Source organism: Gulosibacter molinativorax (assembly GCF_003010915.2).
Classification (GTDB): Bacteria; Actinomycetota; Actinomycetes; order Actinomycetales; family Microbacteriaceae; genus Gulosibacter; species Gulosibacter molinativorax.
Genome location: NZ_CP028426.1, coordinates 2,622,722 through 2,641,417, shown reverse-complemented (window position 1 = coordinate 2,641,417; position 18,696 = coordinate 2,622,722). Strand labels below are relative to the sequence as shown.

The 18,696-nt window shown below is 64.5% G+C and carries 17 protein-coding genes; 10 read left to right on the top strand and 7 right to left on the bottom strand.

Annotated features, from left to right (window positions below; translation table 11 throughout):
* Positions 1-2: 2 nt before the first annotated feature.
* From dnaB to rpsF, 5 genes are all read right to left on the bottom strand, one after another.
* The gene (gene dnaB / locus GMOLON4_RS12145) at positions 3-1,403 is read right to left on the bottom strand and encodes a replicative DNA helicase (protein WP_026937062.1); all 1,401 of its coding nucleotides are present in this window, start codon (positions 1,401-1,403) and stop codon (positions 3-5) included.
* Between the two features lie 459 nt (positions 1,404-1,862).
* Entirely contained in the window at positions 1,863-2,315 is a 453-nt protein-coding gene (rplI, locus tag GMOLON4_RS12140) for a 50S ribosomal protein L9 (RefSeq protein ID WP_026937063.1), read from the bottom strand.
* A gap of 20 nt (positions 2,316-2,335) precedes the next feature.
* The gene (gene rpsR, locus GMOLON4_RS12135; RefSeq protein WP_026937064.1) at positions 2,336-2,593 is read right to left on the bottom strand and encodes a 30S ribosomal protein S18; all 258 of its coding nucleotides are present in this window, start codon (positions 2,591-2,593) and stop codon (positions 2,336-2,338) included.
* 50 nt (positions 2,594-2,643) lie between these two features.
* Positions 2,644-3,216, bottom strand: coding sequence for a single-stranded DNA-binding protein (locus GMOLON4_RS12130; RefSeq protein WP_026937065.1), 573 nt, complete (start codon positions 3,214-3,216; stop codon positions 2,644-2,646).
* Between the two features lie 44 nt (positions 3,217-3,260).
* Entirely contained in the window at positions 3,261-3,644 is a 384-nt protein-coding gene (gene rpsF, locus GMOLON4_RS12125; protein WP_181244123.1) for a 30S ribosomal protein S6, read from the bottom strand.
* Positions 3,645-3,926: 282 nt separating this feature from the next.
* On the opposite strand from rpsF, the gene GMOLON4_RS12120 reads away from it, so the two are divergent.
* Both GMOLON4_RS12120 and GMOLON4_RS12115 read left to right on the top strand, forming a co-directional pair.
* Positions 3,927-4,496, top strand: coding sequence for a hypothetical protein (locus GMOLON4_RS12120; RefSeq protein ID WP_051266894.1), 570 nt, complete (start codon positions 3,927-3,929; stop codon positions 4,494-4,496).
* A gap of 66 nt (positions 4,497-4,562) precedes the next feature.
* Positions 4,563-5,072: a hypothetical protein gene (locus GMOLON4_RS12115; RefSeq protein WP_026937067.1), complete on the top strand. Its 510-nt coding sequence runs from the start codon at positions 4,563-4,565 to the stop codon at positions 5,070-5,072.
* Positions 5,073-5,179: 107 nt separating this feature from the next.
* Here GMOLON4_RS12115 and GMOLON4_RS12110 read toward each other — a convergent pair whose 3' ends face one another.
* Entirely contained in the window at positions 5,180-6,559 is a 1,380-nt protein-coding gene (locus GMOLON4_RS12110) for an MFS transporter (RefSeq protein WP_026937068.1), read from the bottom strand.
* 197 nt (positions 6,560-6,756) lie between these two features.
* Here GMOLON4_RS12110 and GMOLON4_RS12105 point away from each other — a divergent pair, with 197 nt between their 5' ends.
* The 3 genes from GMOLON4_RS12105 to GMOLON4_RS12095 are packed head-to-tail and all read left to right on the top strand — an operon-like array spanning position 6,757 to position 9,793.
* On the top strand, positions 6,757-7,401 hold the full coding sequence (locus GMOLON4_RS12105) for a response regulator transcription factor (protein WP_245575457.1): 645 nt from the start codon (positions 6,757-6,759) through the stop codon (positions 7,399-7,401).
* Positions 7,398-8,825, top strand: a complete 1,428-nt coding sequence (locus GMOLON4_RS12100) for a sensor histidine kinase (RefSeq protein ID WP_084147530.1) — start codon at positions 7,398-7,400, stop codon at positions 8,823-8,825. Before GMOLON4_RS12105 ends, GMOLON4_RS12100 begins: the two co-directional genes overlap by 4 nt.
* Positions 8,822-9,793, top strand: coding sequence for a TAXI family TRAP transporter solute-binding subunit (locus tag GMOLON4_RS12095; RefSeq protein WP_051266895.1), 972 nt, complete (start codon positions 8,822-8,824; stop codon positions 9,791-9,793). The genes GMOLON4_RS12100 and GMOLON4_RS12095 overlap by 4 nt, the downstream gene beginning before the upstream one ends.
* On the opposite strand, the gene GMOLON4_RS12090 is transcribed toward GMOLON4_RS12095, so the two are convergent.
* Positions 9,790-11,235, bottom strand: coding sequence for a CCA tRNA nucleotidyltransferase (locus GMOLON4_RS12090; RefSeq protein ID WP_026937072.1), 1,446 nt, complete (start codon positions 11,233-11,235; stop codon positions 9,790-9,792). The two genes, GMOLON4_RS12095 and GMOLON4_RS12090, sit on opposite strands and share 4 nt — an antisense overlap.
* A gap of 86 nt (positions 11,236-11,321) precedes the next feature.
* Between GMOLON4_RS12090 and GMOLON4_RS12085 the strand changes: the two genes are divergently transcribed.
* From GMOLON4_RS12085 to GMOLON4_RS12065, 5 genes are all read left to right on the top strand, one after another.
* Complete coding sequence (locus GMOLON4_RS12085) at positions 11,322-13,712, top strand: DUF6049 family protein (protein WP_026937073.1); 2,391 nt, start codon at positions 11,322-11,324, stop codon at positions 13,710-13,712.
* 2 nt (positions 13,713-13,714) lie between these two features.
* The gene (gene murJ / locus GMOLON4_RS12080; protein WP_051266897.1) at positions 13,715-15,610 is read left to right on the top strand and encodes a murein biosynthesis integral membrane protein MurJ; all 1,896 of its coding nucleotides are present in this window, start codon (positions 13,715-13,717) and stop codon (positions 15,608-15,610) included.
* 168 nt (positions 15,611-15,778) lie between these two features.
* A complete protein-coding gene (gene trxB, locus GMOLON4_RS12075; protein WP_084147531.1) occupies positions 15,779-16,879 on the top strand; it encodes a thioredoxin-disulfide reductase in 1,101 nt (366 codons plus the stop codon).
* 11 nt (positions 16,880-16,890) lie between these two features.
* Positions 16,891-17,214 carry a thioredoxin gene (gene trxA, locus GMOLON4_RS12070; protein WP_026937074.1) on the top strand — a complete coding sequence of 108 codons (324 nt, stop codon included), beginning with the start codon at positions 16,891-16,893 and terminating at the stop codon, positions 17,212-17,214.
* Positions 17,215-17,332: 118 nt separating this feature from the next.
* Positions 17,333-18,661, top strand: a complete 1,329-nt coding sequence (locus GMOLON4_RS12065; protein WP_051266899.1) for an aminotransferase-like domain-containing protein — start codon at positions 17,333-17,335, stop codon at positions 18,659-18,661.
* Positions 18,662-18,696 lie beyond the last annotated feature (35 nt).

Sequence of the window (18,696 nt, the reverse complement as noted above, 5' to 3'; positions counted from 1 at the left end):
GCCTACGGCCCCATGTTCTGCGCGGGCGCCATGCCCGGCGCGTAGTCGACAAACTTCGAGAGGTGGCCCTGGAAGAGCACGGTGATCGTGTCCGTCGGGCCGTTACGGTGCTTGGCCACGATGATGTCCGCCTCGGATGCGCGCGGGTGGTCCTTCTCGTACGCACCCTCGCGGTGCAGCAGGATGACCATGTCGGCGTCCTGCTCGAGCGAACCTGATTCACGCAGGTCGCTCACCGCGGGCTTCTTGTCGGCGCGCTGCTCAGAGTTACGGTTCAGCTGCGACAGCGCGATCACGGGCACCTCGAGCTCCTTCGCGAGGAGCTTCAGGGCACGCGAGAACTCCGAAACCTCCTGCTGACGCGATTCGACGCGCTTACCCGAGGTCATGAGCTGCAGGTAGTCGATGACGATGAGCTTGAGACCGTACTTCTGCTTGAGCCGGCGGCACTTCGCGCGAATCTCGACGAGGGTCATATTCGGGGAATCGTCGATGTAGAGCGGCGAATCGTTGATGTCGCCCTGCGTGCGCACGATCCGCTGCATGTCGTCGTCCGACACCTTGCCGGTGCGCATGTGCTGCAGCTTAACGTTGGCCTCGGCCGAGATCAGACGCATCGCGATCTCCGCGCGACTCATTTCGAGTGAGAAGAAGATCGCGGGCTGCTTTTCGTGCACCGCCGCGCTGCGGCAAAGGTCAAGCGCGAACGTCGACTTACCGAGACCCGGACGCGCCGCAATGATGATGAGCTGGCCGGCGTGGAGACCGTTCGTGAGGGCGTCGAGGTCACGGAACCCGGTCGGCACGCCGGTCATCGTGCCGTCACGGTTCTGCGCCGCGTCGATCTCCCCGAGCGCGTCGAGCAGCGCATCGCTCAGCGGTACGTAGTCTTCCGTCTCGACGCCACCGGTGACGCCGTAGATCTCGGCCTGCGCCTGGTTGACGAGCTCGACGACCTCACCCTCGGCGCCGTAACCCATCTGCACGATGCGGGTGCCGGCCTCGACGAGGCGGCGAAGTACCGCCCGCTCGGCGACAATGCTGGCGTAGTACCCCGCGTTGGCCGCGGTGGGGACGATACCCGCGAGAGTGTGGAGATACTCGGCGCCACCGGCCCGCTGCAGATCACCCGACTTGGTGAGCTGGTCAGTGACCGCGATGACGTCGGTCGGTTCACCCGCCGCGTAGAGCGTGTGCATCGCGTCAAAGATGATCTCGTGCTTCGGAATGTAGAAGTCGGTGCCGCGCACCTCTTCGACGACGTCGGCCACCGCATCCTTCGAGAGCAGCATGCCGCCGAGCGCCGACTGCTCGGCGAGCAGATCGTGAGGAGGTGTGCGTGGGCCGTCCTGCGCCTCCCTGGAGCGGTCGCGTGCTTCTGCACCAAGGTGCGTAATCGTCATGGCCTTCCTTCCTCAAGCTCGCCGAATATCGACCCCGCCCACTCCCAACTGGAGCGGCGGGTCGTTCGCGAGTCCGTTCTATCCCGAGCCTCCGACATCGCAGCCTCTTCGACGCCGCGGGTTCGAAATCGAGCGCCCCGCAACCATAGCCGGGGTTGGGACCGCCCCTCGCACACCCTGTGGATAACTTCTGGATAACTCGTGGACGATTCTGTGGGGGAATGTGAGGCGAATGTGGATATCTGTGGATAACCCAATGTAGGCTGCCAAGAAAAACACTTGGGATCAGGGATTTCTAAATCCACAGCAGACTTTCTCAATCTGTGTAAACCTCTACTTGAAGCTTTCCATACCTGGGACTCTGCTGTGGATAACTGGCCCCGGAAACACAAAAGGGTTGGCGCAGCAATGCGTCATTGCTACGCCAACCCTGCCACCGTGTGGTGGGTGTCCTACCGCTTAGCGAGCGGCGATCACCTGAACCGTGAAGGTTGCGGTGACGTCCTCGTGGAGGCGGACGGTTGCTTCGTGGTTACCGGTCGACCGGATCGGGTTCGGGAACACGATCTTGCGCTGGTCGATCACGCCGATGCCCTGGCCCTGGACTGCCTCGGCAACAGCTGCCGGACGGACCGAACCGAACAGGCGGCCTTCCTTGCCGGCCTTGACGTTGACCTTGACGAGTCCGGCCTCAAGCGACTGCTTGAGCTTCTGCGCATCCTCGAGCGAGTGGAGCTCGCGGGCGGCGCGGGCAGCCTGAATCTGCTCAACCTGCTTCTCGCCACCGCGGGTCCAACCCACTGCCAGGCCCTGGGGAACGAGGTAGTTACGGGCATAGCCGTTACGGACCTCGACGACGTCGCCAGCCGAGCCGAGCCCGGTGACCTCGTTAGTAAGAATTACCTTTGCCATGATGTCGTGGACCTTTCTTCCTAGCGGCCTGAGCCGGCGTACGGAAGGAGAGCCATCTCACGGGCGTTCTTCACGGCGCGAGCGATGAGTCGCTGCTCCTGAACCGAAACACCGGTGATACGGCGGGCACGGATCTTGCCGCGCTCCGACACGAACTTACGGAGGGTGTTGACGTCCTTGTAGTCAATGACGCCGACCTTGATGCTTTTCGCGGGTGCGACGGGCTTGTCCTTGCCGCGACCCTGCGTGCGGCGCTTGCCGCTCGACTTACCAGCCATGCTGATCTGCTTCTTTCTTAGCTATTGGAATCTATTGAGATGCCTGCCGTTTAGAACGGCGGCTCGTCATCGAATCCACCCGAGTTGCCCGCGCCGGGTGCCGCCCAGCCGCCGGAACCGAAGTTGCCTCCGCCGGACTGCTGCTGACCACCCCAAGGCTCTTCGGCCGGGGGTCGCTGCTGCTGCTGGACCTGCTGCGGGCGCTGCTGCTGCGCGCCTCCGCCAAACTGACCGCCGCCGCCACCGCCGCCGGAGCCTCCGGCTGCACGGGTGACCTGTGCGGTCGAGTAGCGAAGTGCCGGGCCGATCTCGTCAATGTCGAGTTCGAACGCGGTGCGCTTCTCGCCCTCGCGGGATTCGTAGGAACGCTGCTTGAGCTTGCCCTGCGCGATCACGCGCTGACCCTTGGTCAGCGTTGCCGCGACGTTCTCGGCGTGCTCACGCCAGACTGACGCACGAAGGAACAACGGCTCCCCGTCCTTCCACTCGTTCGACTGACGGTCGAACGTGCGGGGGGTGGATGCAATGGTGAAGTTCGCTACCGCGAAGCCATTGGGGGTGTACCGGAGTTCGGGGTCGGCGGTGAGGTTTCCCACCACTGTGATGATCGTGTCGCCTGCCATGTCGCGCTCCCTACTTGGATGAAGTGTGGTTACTCAGTCTGCGATTATTCAGACTCAGACTTGGAAGATGCGGCAACCTTGGCTGCCTCAGCTGCGGACGACTTTACGGTCTCAGCCTTCTTAGCCTTTGCAGCTTCAACCTTCGCAACGCGAGCGATAGCTTCCTCGGCACGCAGCACCTTGGTGCGCATGATTGCCTCGGACAGACGAAGCTGACGGTCGAGCTCTGCGGCGGTTGCAGGCTCGGCGGTGAAGTTAACGACGGCGTAGATGCCCTCGGACTTCTTGTTGATCTCGTAGGCCAGCTTGCGGCGGCCCCAGATGTCGGTGTTCTCGATGGTTCCGCCATCCTTGGTGATGACAGCGAGGAACTTATCGAGGCTCGGGGCGACGGTGCGCTCGTCGATCTCTGGATCGATGATCACCATGAGCTCATACTGATGCACGATAAACCCACCTCCTTTGGTCTTGAACGGCTGCGGACGTTCCGCAGCAGGAGGGTTATTGCATCGCATCCCCACGGTTGATCGAGGGGATGCCGTTTCCCGAGACAGTCGTATCGGGACAACTGAATAAGCTTAGAGTGTTAATTGCCCACGCGCCAGTGCGAAAGCCGTCGAGGGTACGAGGGAAAGATCCCCCGTCTGCCTGATCGACACCCGTCGCGATCCCTGCTGAGATAGGTATAACGGCAGCGAAAGGGAACCGCGATGACGAATCAACCACCGCAATACGGCCAGCAACCGAACGAGTACCAGCCGCAGCATTCCGGACAGCCTTACCAGCAGTCACCGCAGCCCTCGGGCGGCCTCAACGGCATGGGCCTTGCGAGCGTCATCATCGGTGCCATCGGGCTCGCAGTTTGCTGGATTCCCTGGATTGGTTTCATCGGCATCCTGATCGGGATCGTGGGTCTCGTGTTCGGTATCCTCGGCCTCGCCCTCGAGAAGTATCGCGGCCGCCGGATGCTCGCAATCATCGGCACCGTAATCAGCGGCATCGCCTTCGTGCTGTCAACATTCGTTCCCGCGCTCACGGGTGTGTGGTGGACGATCGGCGTCCTCGACGACTCCGGCGCGTTCGACGAGCTCCAGACTCAAATTGAGCAGGACTTCGAGACGTATAACTACGACGACGAATCCGACCTCGACGAGCCAACCACCGATTTCGGCCCTAGCGAAGACTCGGCCACCCCTGATCCCGATTCGGCAACGCCCGAGCCGACCGGCCGCGACGAGCCCGAGGTCACGCTGCCTGAGGAAACCGTCGGCACGCCCTAACCGCAACCCTTCGATACCCCGGCCCACGGGGTCGATCGCACCGCGAATCCTCGAAAGCACACGAACATGACGCAATATCCAGGCCAGCCAGCTCCAGAGAACTCGCCTTACGGACCACAATCGACCCCGCCGCAGCCGCAGTACTTCGACCGGAATCAGCCAAGCGCTCAGCAATACGACCAGCAATCTGGCCAGCAGTACGGCCAGCCTGGCTACGCCGCACCGCAATATGCGATCACCAGTTACGGGGCGAACCAGTACGCGCCTAACCCATACCCGGTCCAGAGCGTCGGCAGCGGTACGAATCAGCCGGGTCTGTGGTCCCTGATTATCGGCATCGCAACACCGGTCGTGAGCATCATCCCGTTCATCCAAGTCCTCGCGGTGCTGATGCCCTTCGCCGGCATCGTGCTCGGCATCGTCGGGCTCGCGATGGAACAGTACCGCGGCAATCGCGTGCTGGCAGGCTGGGGACTCGGCGTCAACATCGGGATGCTCGTGATCATCCCGCTGATCTTCGTGCTGTTCTTCGCGATGCTCTTCCCGCTCGCCCTGATCGGTTCAACCCCGAGCTAGGCCAACACAAGAACCGGTACAGAGCCAATACAAGAAACGAGCCGCCGACAACAGATGAGTTGTCGGCGGCTCGCTCTCTACGGGGCGCGCCCAATGAGCTGCGGCAACTATGCCCGTGCGGTTGCCGATTCCACCTCTCGCCCGGCGGCTTTGGCATCTGCCTCGGCATGCAGGCTCTTCTCATGGTCAAGCCAGTTCTGGCCGTTGTTCTTGAGGAAGAAGATGTACACGAATAGCGATACCGCGATCACGCCGATGACGTACCAGATGAACGCGGGCACCTGCCCGGCCTCACCGGCGGCCTGGTAGAGCAACGGAGCAGTACCGCCGAATACCGAGTTGGCCATCGCATACCCGAACCCCACGCCGAGGGCACGGATGTGGGTCGGGAACAGTTCGGCCTTCACGACGGCGTTAATCGAGGTGTAGCCGGTCAGGATGATGAAGCCACCGACGAGGATCGAGAATGCCACGATCGGGTTGGTCTGCTGCGGGAGAGCCGTGAGGAAGAACCACGTGTAGCTCACGCCACCGATGCCGAAGAAGACAAGCAGCGTCTTACGGCCCACGATGTCGGAGAGCCAGCCACCGAGGGGCTGCAGCAGCATCAGGATGACGAGGGCGATGAGATTGATCACGGTGCCGGTGACGACGTCACCCTGCGAGAACGTGCTCTTGACGATGCCCGGGCCGGTGACGGAGTAGGTGTAGAAGGCGATGGTGCCGCCAGCGGTCACGAGGAAGCACAGCAGCAGCGGCTTCCACTGGTGCACGAGCAGTTCGCGCATCGAACCCGAGCTCTTGGCCTTGCCGTTCTTCGACGCTTCGATCGCGGAGGTCTCGAGCGTTTCATCCATGGTGCGGCGAAGCACGAGGACCGCGAGCGCGCCCACGCCACCGATCAGGAATGCCACACGCCAGCCCCAGGCAGTGATTGCCTCTTCCGGCAGGGTGACGACCATGATGAGGAGCGTCAGCTGGGCGAGCACGTGGCCGCCAACGAGCGTCACGTAGTGGAATGAGGAGAGGAAGCCACGACGTCCCGGGATCGCCGCCTCGGACATGTACGTCGCGCTCGTGCCGTACTCGCCGCCGGTCGCGAAGCCCTGAACCAGTCGGGCGAAGACCAGGATGACCACGGCACCGACGCCGATAGTCTCGGCGGTTGGGGTGAGCGCGATCAGCATCGAGCATCCCGCCATCACCGCGACCGACACGGTCAAGGACAGGCGTCGGCCATACCGGTCCGCAAAGCGGCCGAAGAACCAAGAGCCAATCGGGCGCATAATGAACGTGACGGCGAAGATCGCCCAGACGTACAGGGTTGAGTTCTCGTCGTCCTCACGAAAGAACTGAGACTCGAAGTAGGCCGCGAATACGGAGTAAACGTAGACGTCGTACCACTCCACGAGGTTGCCCGCGGAGCCCTTCAGCGTATTTGATATCGACCGACGCAATGACGGCGAGGTCGCAGTCTTCGTTGACATTGACAATCCATTCCTTCTCGAAACTAGGCCCAAGTACCTGGCTTCGGCACTGGTCAGGCAATGTTGTCGGAATGCTTCGACTCGCGGTTAAATCCCTTACACGACCTTTACATTGCGCGATGGTTGTCTGGTTGCCACAGCGGTACCGGAAAACTCGCTGATCCAGCCGAGAGGTAGGCCCGCCTTTGCGAGTGCTCATGATCGAGGATGACCCCTCGGTTTCCGCTGCGCTCTTCTCGGTGCTGACCCGCGCCGGACACAGCTGTATTCGCAGCACTCGCGGTGCAGATCTCTTGCCGCGCCACCGTGAGGCGGACGTCGTGTTGCTCGACCTCGGGCTTGAGGACATGGACGGTCTTGAGGCGCTCCGGCAGTTGCGCGAGGTGAGCGACATGCCCTTGATCGTGGTGACGGCACGCGGCGACGAACGGTCGACCGTGCGCGCGCTGCGACTCGGCGCGGATGACTACCTCGTCAAACCCGTTCGGCTGCACGAACTTCTCGCCCGCTTGGAGTCAGTCACCCGCCGCTACGGTGGACGTTCGGCACCGGAGTTCTTCGAACTCGGCGAGGTGACGGTCGACACATCCGCGATCCGTGTCCTCCACGGCGAATCGGAGATTGGCCTCACGCCCACGGAGTTTGCGCTCCTCACGGCGCTCGCCCGACACGCAGGAACGGCCGTGAGCCGCCAAACTCTGCTCGATGACGTCTGGCCGGAGGGTTATCCGGCAGACTCGCGAGCCTTTGACGTACACCTCGGCCAGCTACGGCAGAAACTGCCGATGCTCACGATCACGACGATCCGGGGCTACGGTTTTCGCCTCGAGCCGACCGCATGAGACGGCGCGTACTACTCCCAGTGATCGTGTTCGGTCTCCTTGCGATGACCGTCATCCTGATTGGAGTTGGCCAGCAAGTCGCGACCTCCCGAACCCAGCAGCTCACGCTGCAGCGCGCCAATTCTATGGATCAGCTCACCCAGCGTGCCCAGACTGCGATCACCCTCGGTGACGGCGAGACACTGCAGGAGTATCTCGATGAGTTTCACGAGACCTTCGGGGAGTCCGTGCTGATCATCGAAGGCACAGGCGCGCCTCTCGCCGCAGCGGGCGACATCACCCTGGACGACGAGGTTGCACAACTCGCGCTCGCGGCATCTCGCGCAGTTCCGCAGTGGTCCCTCGCGACGGCGTACCCGTGGAGCGTCGACACGGCGCTGGTCGCCGAACCGCTTATCAGCGACACCGGAACGGTGACCGGCGTCGTCGTGTTGGACATCAATCAGGCCGCAGCGAAGCGGGACATCACCGAACAGTGGATTCTCGTCGGGGCAATCGGTCTCGCCCTCTTCGCGGTCTTGCTCGCCGCAGCAATGGCCTGGATGCGTTGGATCCTCCGGCCGGTCAGCGCGCTCGACTCGGCCGCGCTCGCGATGGCGAATCACCAAAAACTCGATTTGGGGGATGCAACCGGCCCACCTGAACTGCGCCGGCTCGCCGAGTCGTTCCGGCAAATGTCCGACAGCGTCGAAGCGGCCCTCGAGCAGCAGCACGGGCTCGTTGCGGATGCGTCTCACCAGCTGCGCACGCCACTCGCCGCGATCCGACTCCGGATGGACTCGCTCTCTTACGATCTTGGCGAGGCCAACTCATCGAAGGATCCCGACGCCGCGCGACAGTTCGTTGCGGAGGACGTCACCGCGATCGACGCCGATCTCGACCGGCTCGAGCGCACCGTCGAACGAATGCTCACCCTCGCCAATGCCGAGCACCGTGCCGGCGAGACCATCAGCGGTCACGCATTCGAAGTCAGCGTCGACGGCCCGGAACGATCCACCGTTTCTGCCACATCGCTCGCCGAGGCGCACAGGGCCGGACTCCAGGCGGCGGGCATCCGACTCATTACCGAAGGCGAGACCTTCCGGGTCGTCTTTCGGCAGAGCGACCTCGACGAGATTATCGAAATCTTGTTGGACAACGCCCGAAAGTACGCAGGCGAAGGCGCAACCGTCTGGGTCAGCCTGAAACCCGACGGGGATGCGGTCATCCTCGAGGTTGCCGACTCCGGCCCCGGACTTGACGACGAGCAGTTGGCCCGCATCGGCACCCGGTTCTGGCGGGCAACCGGCCACAGCGCGCTACCGGGCACCGGTCTCGGCCACGCGATTCTGACCCAGCTCGCGCGGGCGAATCACGCGACCGTGCTCGTCGACCGGGCGAGGCAAGGCGGCCTCCGAACCCGGGTAAGGATGCGTGCGACATGACCTTGGTTTCGCGGCGGACTGTGCTGCTTACCCTCGGCGCGACCGTCAGTACGGCGCTCACCACGAGTCTGTTCGGCTGCGCGACCGGTACACAATCGAGCGCCATCCGTCTCGCGGCGGGTGAGGCCGGTGGGCAGTATTTCGAATTTGCCGGACTGCTCAGCGCGGCACTGCGTCGACGTCGGGCGCTCGAACTCGAGGCCGTCGCCACCAGCGGCAGTGTCGAGAACCTCGACCTGCTCAAGACGGGAACCGTCGACCTCGCCATGTCGCTCGCGGACACCGCGACCGGATCCGGGCATGTTTTCTCGACCGAGAATGGCTCCGCGGAATACGTCGCCATCGGTCGGGTGTACCAAAACTACTTACAGTGCATCGTCCGCCGGGACAGTGACGTCCAACGTTTCGAGGACCTCGTCGGCCGGCGCATCTCAATCGGTGCCACAGGCTCCGGCAGCGCGTTTACAACGCGGCGAATACTGGCAGTGACGGGCCTCGACGCCGGATCGAACGCCCCCGTGCTCACGGAGCAGCTGCTCGAGGGCGCCGGCGCGTCGCTCGCATCCGGTGAAATCGATGCGCTCTTCTGGTCCGGTGGCGTACCCACGGCCATCCTCGAGTCCGTCGGTGCGGTCACACCGCTGCGAATCCTCGATCTCGCCGAGCAGTTTGCGCAACTTAGTGACGCGTACCCGAATCTCTATCGCCTCGCGGAAATCCCCGCAGGCGTCTACGGCTCCACGACCCCGACGCAGACGATCGGCATCGCGAACTTCTTGCTCACCCGCCCGGACCTTGCCGACGCAACGATCGCGAGCATCGTTGATGTGCTGGTCCAGGATGCGGCGTCGCTCGTTCCTGAGGGCAGCGTCGGCGTGCAATACCTCACCCTTGCCGGGCTCATTGACACGAGTCCGATTGCCCTGCATCCCGCCGCGCTTCGCCGCTATCGCGAGCTATACGGCTAAGCCCGCCGCGCCGCCCACCACACGAGCAGGCGCTTCGTCGCCTCTTCCTCGCCGAGGGCACCCTCGTCGAGGCGCAGGTCGAGCAAGAACTTCCGAGCCTCGCCGACCTCGCGGCCCGGCTTCAGGTCGAGGATGCGCATGATCTGCTCGCCATCGAGGTCGGGACGCATCGCGTCGAGTTCCTCTTGCTCGCGGAGCGCTGCCAATCGCGCCTCGAGGTCGTTGATGCCGAACTGCAGGCGCTCGGACTTGCGGCGATTTCGCGTCGTGATGTCTGCCCGAATCAGGATGAGGAGCTGGTCGAGCCGCTCGCCCGCATCCCGCGCGAAGCGTCGCACGGCCGAATCAGTCCAGCCCGCGCTGCCGTAGTTATACATCCGCATGTGCAGCTCGACGAGCCGCGCGATCTGCTTCACCGAGTCATTGTCAAAGCGTAGGGTCGTCAGGCGCTTCTTCGCCATTTTCGCGCCCACCCAGTCGTGGCCGTGGAACGTCACCTGCCCGTTCGGGCCAAACTCGCGCGTGCGCGGCTTCCCGATGTCGTGCAACAGGGCGGCGATGCGCAGCACGACGTCGGCCTCGACGGCCGAATCACCCCGGGCCTTCGCCGCCTCCTTTTCGAGCGTGATCGCGTTCTCGAGCACCTGAATCGAGTGCTCGTAGACGTCCTTGTGCTGGTGCGCCGAGTCACGCTCGAGCTGCAGTGCGGGCAGCTCCGGCAGGATTATCTCGGCCAGCCCGGTCTCGACGAGCAGTTCGATGCCCGCGCGCGGCGAATCGGTCGACATGAGCTTGACGAACTCGTCCCGGATGCGCTCGGCCGAGATGTCCTTGATGCGCGGCGTCAGCTCGCGAATCGCCTCGAAGGATGCGCCGTCGAGGTGGAAGCCCAGCTGCGACGTGAAGCGGATACCGCGGAGCATTCGCAGCGGGTCGTCGCCGAACGATATCTCGGGCTCGATCGGGGTGCGCAGCACGCCGTCGACGAGATCCTGAAACCCGCCCGTCGGGTCCACCAGCTCGAGCTGGGGAAGGGCGAGCGCGAGCGCGTTCACCGTGAAGTCGCGGCGGTGAAGATCACCCTCGATCGTGTCGCCGAACGCCACCACAGGCTTGCGCGAATGGCCGTCGTATTCATCCGAGCGATACGTCGTGATCTCGACCTGTTCGCCGTCGATGCGCGCACCGATCGTGCCAAATTCGCGGCCGATGTCCCAGTGCGCCTGCGCGATCGGCTTGACAATTTCCAGGATGCGGTCGGGGCGCGCATCCGTGGCAAAGTCGAGGTCGTGGACGGGCCGGCCGAGGAAGGCATCGCGGACCGGACCGCCGACCAGAGCCAGCTGTGCGCCCGCATCGGCGAACGCGGTCGCAAGTTTCGCGACCGGTCCGGAGCGGGCGAGTTCGGTCAATCTCGCCATAGCTGTCTGCACGTGTTCCACCCATCCAGTGTACGAGCAGGGCCGGATGCGGCCTTCCTCCGTGCGGCCGAGGCGGGTGCAGGAATTCGGCTCGTAGACTGAAGTTCATGTCCGAGGAATCGCATTCGCGACCACCACGGCTGCCCTGGCGGCGTTTTCTCGCCGCTGCAGTCGTGGCCCTTGGAATCGGCGGTGCGATTCCCTTCCCGGCCCAGCAGGCCGGAGCCGCTACGAATGAGCCGGCGCCCGCAACGATTAGTGACCCCGTCGAGGGCGAGCTGAGTGTCGAGATTGTGCTGCACGGCGGCGGCGCCATCACGCAGGACGAGCCCGTCGCCGCGACGCTCATCCTGTCGAACCGCACCGCGGAGATCGCGAGCGCGGGCCAGGTCGCCATCCTGATCGACCAGGAAACGATCGACACGCGCTACGAGCTAAGCCTCTGGAACGGCGGTGGCGCTTCCGAAGATCTCGCTCCGGGCACGGAGGTGTTCCGCCTCGACGTGGACCAGGTGCATCCCGGCTCGACGGTTGAGCTTCCCGTCACCCTGCCCGCGACCGCGACCTCGGTGCTGACTGGCGCATCCTTCGGGGCCCGTGGCATCACCGCGCAGTGGCTGACCGGCGACCAGGTCGCCGAGGGGCGGTCATCCTTCGTCTGGAACGCGGAGTCGCTCGCGAACGCCGTCAGCGTCAGCCCGATCGTCCCGATCGTCACCGATGTGGGCGACGGTGCCCTGCTCACCATCACCGAGCTCTCGACGCTCACGGCGGCCGACGGCGACCTCACGCTGCTCTTGGATGCGGTGGAGGGCACCTCGGCGACGCTCGCGATCGACCCGCGCCTGCTCGTGTCGGTGCGGGCGCTCGGGGCGGATGCGCCGCAGAGCGCGGTCGACTGGCTCGACCGACTCGAGTCGCTCGAGAACGCGAGCTTCCCGCTCGAATACGCGGACGCGAGCCTCACGCTCCAGCAGCAGGCCGGGCTCGAGCAGCCGATCGAGCCGAGCGGCTTCTCGTACCGGACCGCCGATCGGGAGTTCTTTCAAGAGGTTGTCCCAACGGCCCCTACCGCGCCGACTGAATCGGCCACACCGGCGCCGACTGCCACGGATGCGACCGATCCGGATGCGGCCCCGGTCGAGTCCGACGATCCCCAGGCCGGGCTTCCTGACGCAGGCGAGCCGGGCACCACTGAACCCGCAAGTACAGATCCAGCCAGTACAGATCCGACAGGCACAGATCCGACAGGCACAGATCCCGCCGAGACCCAAGCGCCGCAGCTCGAGGCACGCCCCGCGCCGACCCTCGAAGAGCTCACCGCGTTCGACTACACGCGACCAAACGTCGTCTGGCCCGCGGCCGGCACCGTGCGTGACCCGGCGGGTCTTGCCGACTGGGGAGCCGAGACGGTCATCCTCTACGGCGATCAGGCCACCCTCGCCCCCGATCGCTCGTCGACTGAGAGCTCGCAACAGCAGATCGACGGCCTCGAGGTGCTCGTCACCGACTCGACCCTCGACGACGCGATCGCGAGCGCGGTGACCGCAACCAGCGAACTCACTTTCCAAGACGCGACGACCGATGTCGCGACCCTCCTCTCGGTGATCACGCGCGAGTTGCCCAACGAGTCCCGCGAGATCGTGACGACGGTGCCGCGCGAGGCGCTGCAGGATCCAAATCGGCTCGGCGAGCTGCTCGATCGGATGACCGGGAATCAGTGGACCGACGTCGCGCCGATCCCCGCGCACGCGGAGGACCCGAGCATCCTGCCCGACACCGACCTCATCGAGGGCGGCTACTCGAACCCGACCATCGTGCGGTTCCAGGAGCTCCTCGCGGCCCACGAACAGGGCATGTCGCTGACCTCTCTGTATGAAGAGCCGGCGGCCGTCGCCGAAGAGCTCGACGCCGGGCTACTCGGAGCAATCAGCAATTCGGTCGTACAGACCGACGACTGGCCGACCGTGACGGAGGCGTTCACCGAGTTCGCAACCGCCGCGGCAAGCCAGATCACGATCGTGCCCGGTAGCGAGATCCAGCTCATTGGCCACGAGTCCTCGCTCCCGCTCTTTATCGAGAACAACACCGATCGCGAGGTCACCGTTGAGGTGCGCCTGCGGCCAACGACCGGCCACATCCTCGTGGATCAGGCTGCGGTCATCAAGATTCCAGCGGGGGGAGTCACCCGCGCGACGCTCCCGGTGCAGGCCATCGCGAACGGCGTCAGCGGCGTCGAGGCGACGATCTGGACGACGACGGGCGTGCAGCTCAACAACACCGAGGAGTTCGTCGTCAACGTGAACGCGAGCCTCGAGACCGTGGCCGTGGGCCTCCTCATCGGCGCCGGCGTGCTCCTCTTTGTCGTCGGCATCTGGCGAACTATCCGCCGCCGAAAGCGTGAGCGGCTGGCCGAGGTGGAAGAATCGAGCGAAACCCCGACCGACAGCGAGCCGGAATCCCCAGGCGAGCCCCAAGAAAGCAGCAACCACGAGTAGCAATGGCTAAATCTTTCGGACGCACGAGTCTCGTTCTTGCATCGGGCACGCTGATATCGCGTGTGCTCGGCTTCATCAAGGCGATCGTGCTGGCGCAGACGATCGGTCTAGTCGGCTCCGCCTCGGCCGACGCGTTCGCCAACGCGAACTCGCTCCCGTCGAATATCTACTCGCTGATCGCGGGAGGCCTCCTCAACGCCGTGCTCGTTCCGCAGATCGTGCGTGCGACAAAGCGCGGGGATGGTGGGCGCGAGTACGTCAACCGGCTGATCACGCTGGCGATCGTCGTGCTCGGCACCCTCACGATCGTCGTGACGATCGGCGCCCCGGTGCTGTCGTGGATCTACGGTGTCACGCTTTCGGGCGAGCAGCTCGGCCTCGTGATCGCGTTCGCCTACTGGTGCCTGCCGCAGATCTTCTTCTACGGGCTCTATGCCGTCGTGTCCGAAATCCTCAACGCGCGCAGCATCTTCGCCCCGTTCGCGTGGGCGCCGGCACTCAACAACGTCATCGCAATCCTGATGCTCGTCCTCTTCTCGGTCATCTTCGGTGCGGACCCCTCCGGTGCGCGCGAGATCTCGGACTGGACGCCGACCATGATCGCGATGCTCGGTGGCGGCACCACCCTCGGTGTCGTGGCCCAGGCCGGCGTGCTCTTCCTTTTCCTCCGCAAGGCGGGCCTGCGCTACCGACCCGACTTCCACTTCCGGGGCACCGGGCTGGGCCGCATCGGCAAGCTCGCCGGCTGGTCGTTCGGTCTGCTCGTAGTCGTGCAGATCACCGGCTGGCTCGAGACCCTCGCCGCCAACGTCGCGTTCGGCCAGGCGGCCTCACTTGCGGCGCTGCAAAACGCGTGGATGATCTTCATGCTGCCGCACTCGATCGTCACGGTCTCGCTGACCACGACAATGTTCACGTCGCTGAGCGAAAAGGCCGCGGATAAGAACATCAAGTCGGTCATCAAGGATTTCTCCACCGGCGCCCGCGCGATCACCATGTTTATGATCTTCTCGGCCTTTGGCCTCATGGTGATCTCGCCCGCCTTCGCGCGCATCTTCGACGGCAGTGACGAGGGTCTCGAGGCCCTCGCGCTCGTGATGTGCGGCACCCTGCTGAGCCTCCTTTCCTACTCACTCCTCTATTACGTGCAGCGGGTGTTCTACGCGTTCGAAGACACCCGCAGCGTCTTCCTGCTTTACGCGCTCACGTCGCCGCTGCAGCTCGTCGGCATCTGGCTCGTCGCGGTGTTCGCGCCCGTCGAGATCCTCGTGCTGTGCCTAGTGCTCGTCCAGTCCGCCGTGACGTGGGTTCGCTTCCTCATCATGATCAACGTGCTGCGCAAGCGCCTCGGCAGCATCGAGGCCCCGACGCTCGTCCGCGCGTTCGTGCGGTTCATGGTGTATGCGATCCCCGCAGCAGTCGCCGGCCTCCTCGTGATGTGGGGGCTCGGGGGCTACACGGCCGGGGGCTGGGCGCGCGCAAGCATCTTCAACGCGCTAGTGACCTGCCTGATTGCCGGCGTCGTCATGGCGATCGTCTACTTCGGCATCGCCATGGCCGCGCGCAGCTCCGAGCTCGAGCCGTTTGTTGGCCCGATCATCCGCCGCATCGTTGGGCGACGCGGACGCCACTCGGTCGAGCTCGCGCGCCACTCGGCAGCCGCGGTCAACGCCGACCGCTTTGCGGACGAACACGATTCCCTGGTCCACCAATACACGCCAGACGTCAGCTCCGCCTTCGGCTCATCTTCACAGTCGCATCCCGACAGCGAAATGGCCATGGCCAGCCAGGTGACCCAGGAGATGCCCTCGCGGCGAGACCTGCGCGACTACGAGCGCAAGAAGCAGCGCGAGGCGTACGAGAAGCGCCACGCGATCGACGACGAGCCGCTCATCTAGCGCGGCGCGGCGCCGTGAACGCCCGGCTACCCCGGGCGTTCACTACCACCATTAACCCCGCCGATATCCCGGCTGAGTAGAATTCCGCCCGAGTGGAATACCACAGCCCTGATTTCGGTTGGCTTTCAATAGCAGTCGAACTCAAGCCCTGCATCCAGGAGTCGCCCCATGCGTAATGTCGCCATCATTGGTTCCGGTCCCGCCGGTTACACCGCCGCCATCTATGTTGCCCGCGCCGGGCTGCGTCCCGTGCTGTTCACCTCGGCAGTCGAGGTCGGCGGCGAGTTGATGAACACGACGGACGTCGAGAACTTCCCCGGGTTCCCCGAGGGCATCCTCGGACCCGACCTGATGCAGAAGTTCCAGGACCAGGCCGTGCGCTTCGGTACCGAGCTCGTGTTTGACGATGTCGAATCGCTCGAGCTCAAGGGTGAAGTCAAGAAGATCCACACCGCGTACTCGGGCGACTACGAAGCCCTCGCGGTCATCCTCGCGACCGGTTCCGCATACCGCCACCTTGGTGTTCCGGGCGAGGACCGCCTCTCGGGTCGCGGTATCTCGTGGTGTGCGACGTGTGATGGTGCGTTCTTCCGCGAGCAGCACATCGCGGTTATTGGCGGTGGCGACTCGGCAATGGAGGAGGCGCTGTTCCTCACCCGCTTCGCGGACCGCGTCACGATCATCCACCGCTCGGAGAACTTCCGCGCATCCCAGATCATGCTCGAGCGCGCCCGCGCCAACGAGAAGATCGAGTGGCTCCCGAACGCGAGGGTGCTCGAGTACCTCGGCGACACGAACCTCACGGGTCTCAAGCTCGAGAACGCCGTGACCGGCGAGGTCTTTGAGCGCGAGTTCACCGGCACGTTCGTCGCGATCGGGCACGACCCGCGCACCGACCTCTTCAAGGACCAGATCGAGCTTGCCGAGTCGGGCGTCGTGAAGGTGGATGGGCGCAGCTCGCGCACCTCGCTGCCCGGCGTCTTCGCCGCGGGTGACGTGATCGACGACCACTACCGCCAGGCAATCACCGCGGCCGGCTCGGGTACGGTCGCCGCGCTCGACGTCGAGGCCTACCTCGGCACTCTGAGCCCCGAGCTGCTCGCGCAGGCCGCCGCCGATAGTGCGGCCGAAGCGGATGCGCAGGTCGGCGAGGATGCGCAGGCTGCGGCGGATGCCCCGGTCCTTTCGCAGCCGACGGTCGCCGAGGAAGCGGCCTCCATCTCGCTCAACCCAATCGGTTTCAACACGCCGCTCTTCGGCGGCAAGTAAGGAAGAGTCTCATGGCTAACGTCACGAACGCCACCGGCGCAACCTTCGACGAGCAGGTGCTCGGCGCGGACGGCGCCGTCATCGTCGACTTCTGGGCACCCTGGTGCGGCCCCTGCCGCCAGGTATCGCCCGTCCTCGACCAGATTGCCGACGAGCACCCCGGCGTCAAAGTCGTGAAGGTAAACGTCGACGAGGAAATGGATCTCGCGATGCAGTACCAGGTCACGAGCATCCCCGCGATCAAGCTGTTCCGCGACGGCGAGGTCCGCAAGGAAGTTGTCGGCGCGAAGCCCAAGGGTGCCCTGCTGAAGGACTTCGAGGGACTCCTCGACTAGCGCTCCTTGACTAGCGCTCCTTGAGTAGCGCCGAAGGCGCATATCGAAAGGTGCCCCCAACGAAGGCCAGTCTTGCCCACCTCGGGCGTAGACTGGCCTTTCGTCTTTAACGCGAAGGATGCCCGTGTCATCGCAAGATTCAGCACACCAGCAAGGGGGTCTCAATCTTGACCCCTGGTACGACAACTATGCGCGCCGCACTGCCGGCCTGACCGTCAGCGAGGTTCGAGCGCTTTTCGCGGTCGCCTCGCGCCCCGAAGTCGTCTCCCTCGCCGGTGGCTCACCGTACGTGAGCGCCCTCCCCGAAGAGCTCATCCACACTGCGTTCAAGCGCATGATGCGCGAGCACGGCGCCGAGGCCCTCCAGTACGGTGGCGGCCAGGGCATCCCGGAGCTACGCGAGCACATCCTGGAGCTCATGACGCTCGAGGGCATTACCGGCGCATCCGCCGACGACGTCGTCACGACCACCGGCTCGCAGCACGCCATCGACCTCGTGACGAAACTCTTCATCGATCCGGGCGACGTGATCCTCCTCGAGACCCCGAGCTACGTCGGTGCGCTCGGCACATTCAAGTCCTACGAGGCGGATGTCCGCCACGTCGAAATGGACGAAGACGGCCTGAACCTCGAAGCGCTCGAGGCCGCGATCCACAAGGCGCGCGCCGAGGGCAAGGCCGTGAAGTTCCTCTACACGATCCCGAACTTCAATAACCCCACTGGCGTGACCATGTCGGAGGCGCGACGTCGCGAGGTGCTCGACCTGTGCATCCGCGAGGACGTGCTGATCGTCGAGGACAACCCCTACGGACTGCTCTACTTCGACGAGAAGGCTCCGAACGCGATCCGGTCGCTCGACGACGAACACGTCCTCTACCTGGGCTCGTTCTCGAAGATTCTCTCGCCCGGCGTACGCGTCGGCTATGTGCTCGCGCCGCACGGCATTCGCGAGAAGCTCATCCTCGCGGTCGAGTCGTCCATCCTCTCGCCGTCCTCGCTCAACCAGTGGCTCGTGACCGAGTATCTCGAGACGAGTGACTGGCGCGCGCAGATCGACACCTACCGCGGCACGTACCGCGAGCGGCGGGATGCGATGCTCGCGGCCCTCGAGGAGTACCTGCCGCAGCTGTCCTGGACCGTCCCGAACGGCGGCTTCTTCACGTGGGTCCAGCTGCCCCAGTCGCTCGACTCGAAGCAGATGCTGCCGCGCGCGACCAAGGAGCTCGTCGCCTATACGCCGGGGACCGGCTTCTACGCCGACGGCCGAGGCCACGACAAAATCCGTCTGTCCTTTTCGCTCCCGACTCCCGACCGCATCCGCCTGGGCGTGCGTCGCCTCGCGAACGTGATCAACGGCGAACTCGAAATCATCGAGACCTTCGGCACGTTCGACAACCGGTCAGAAGACGACAACCGCTTCGCCGCCGCCCCGCCGGACCTCAACTAGCCCCTCACCGAACTTCCAGACCTGAATTTAGGAGC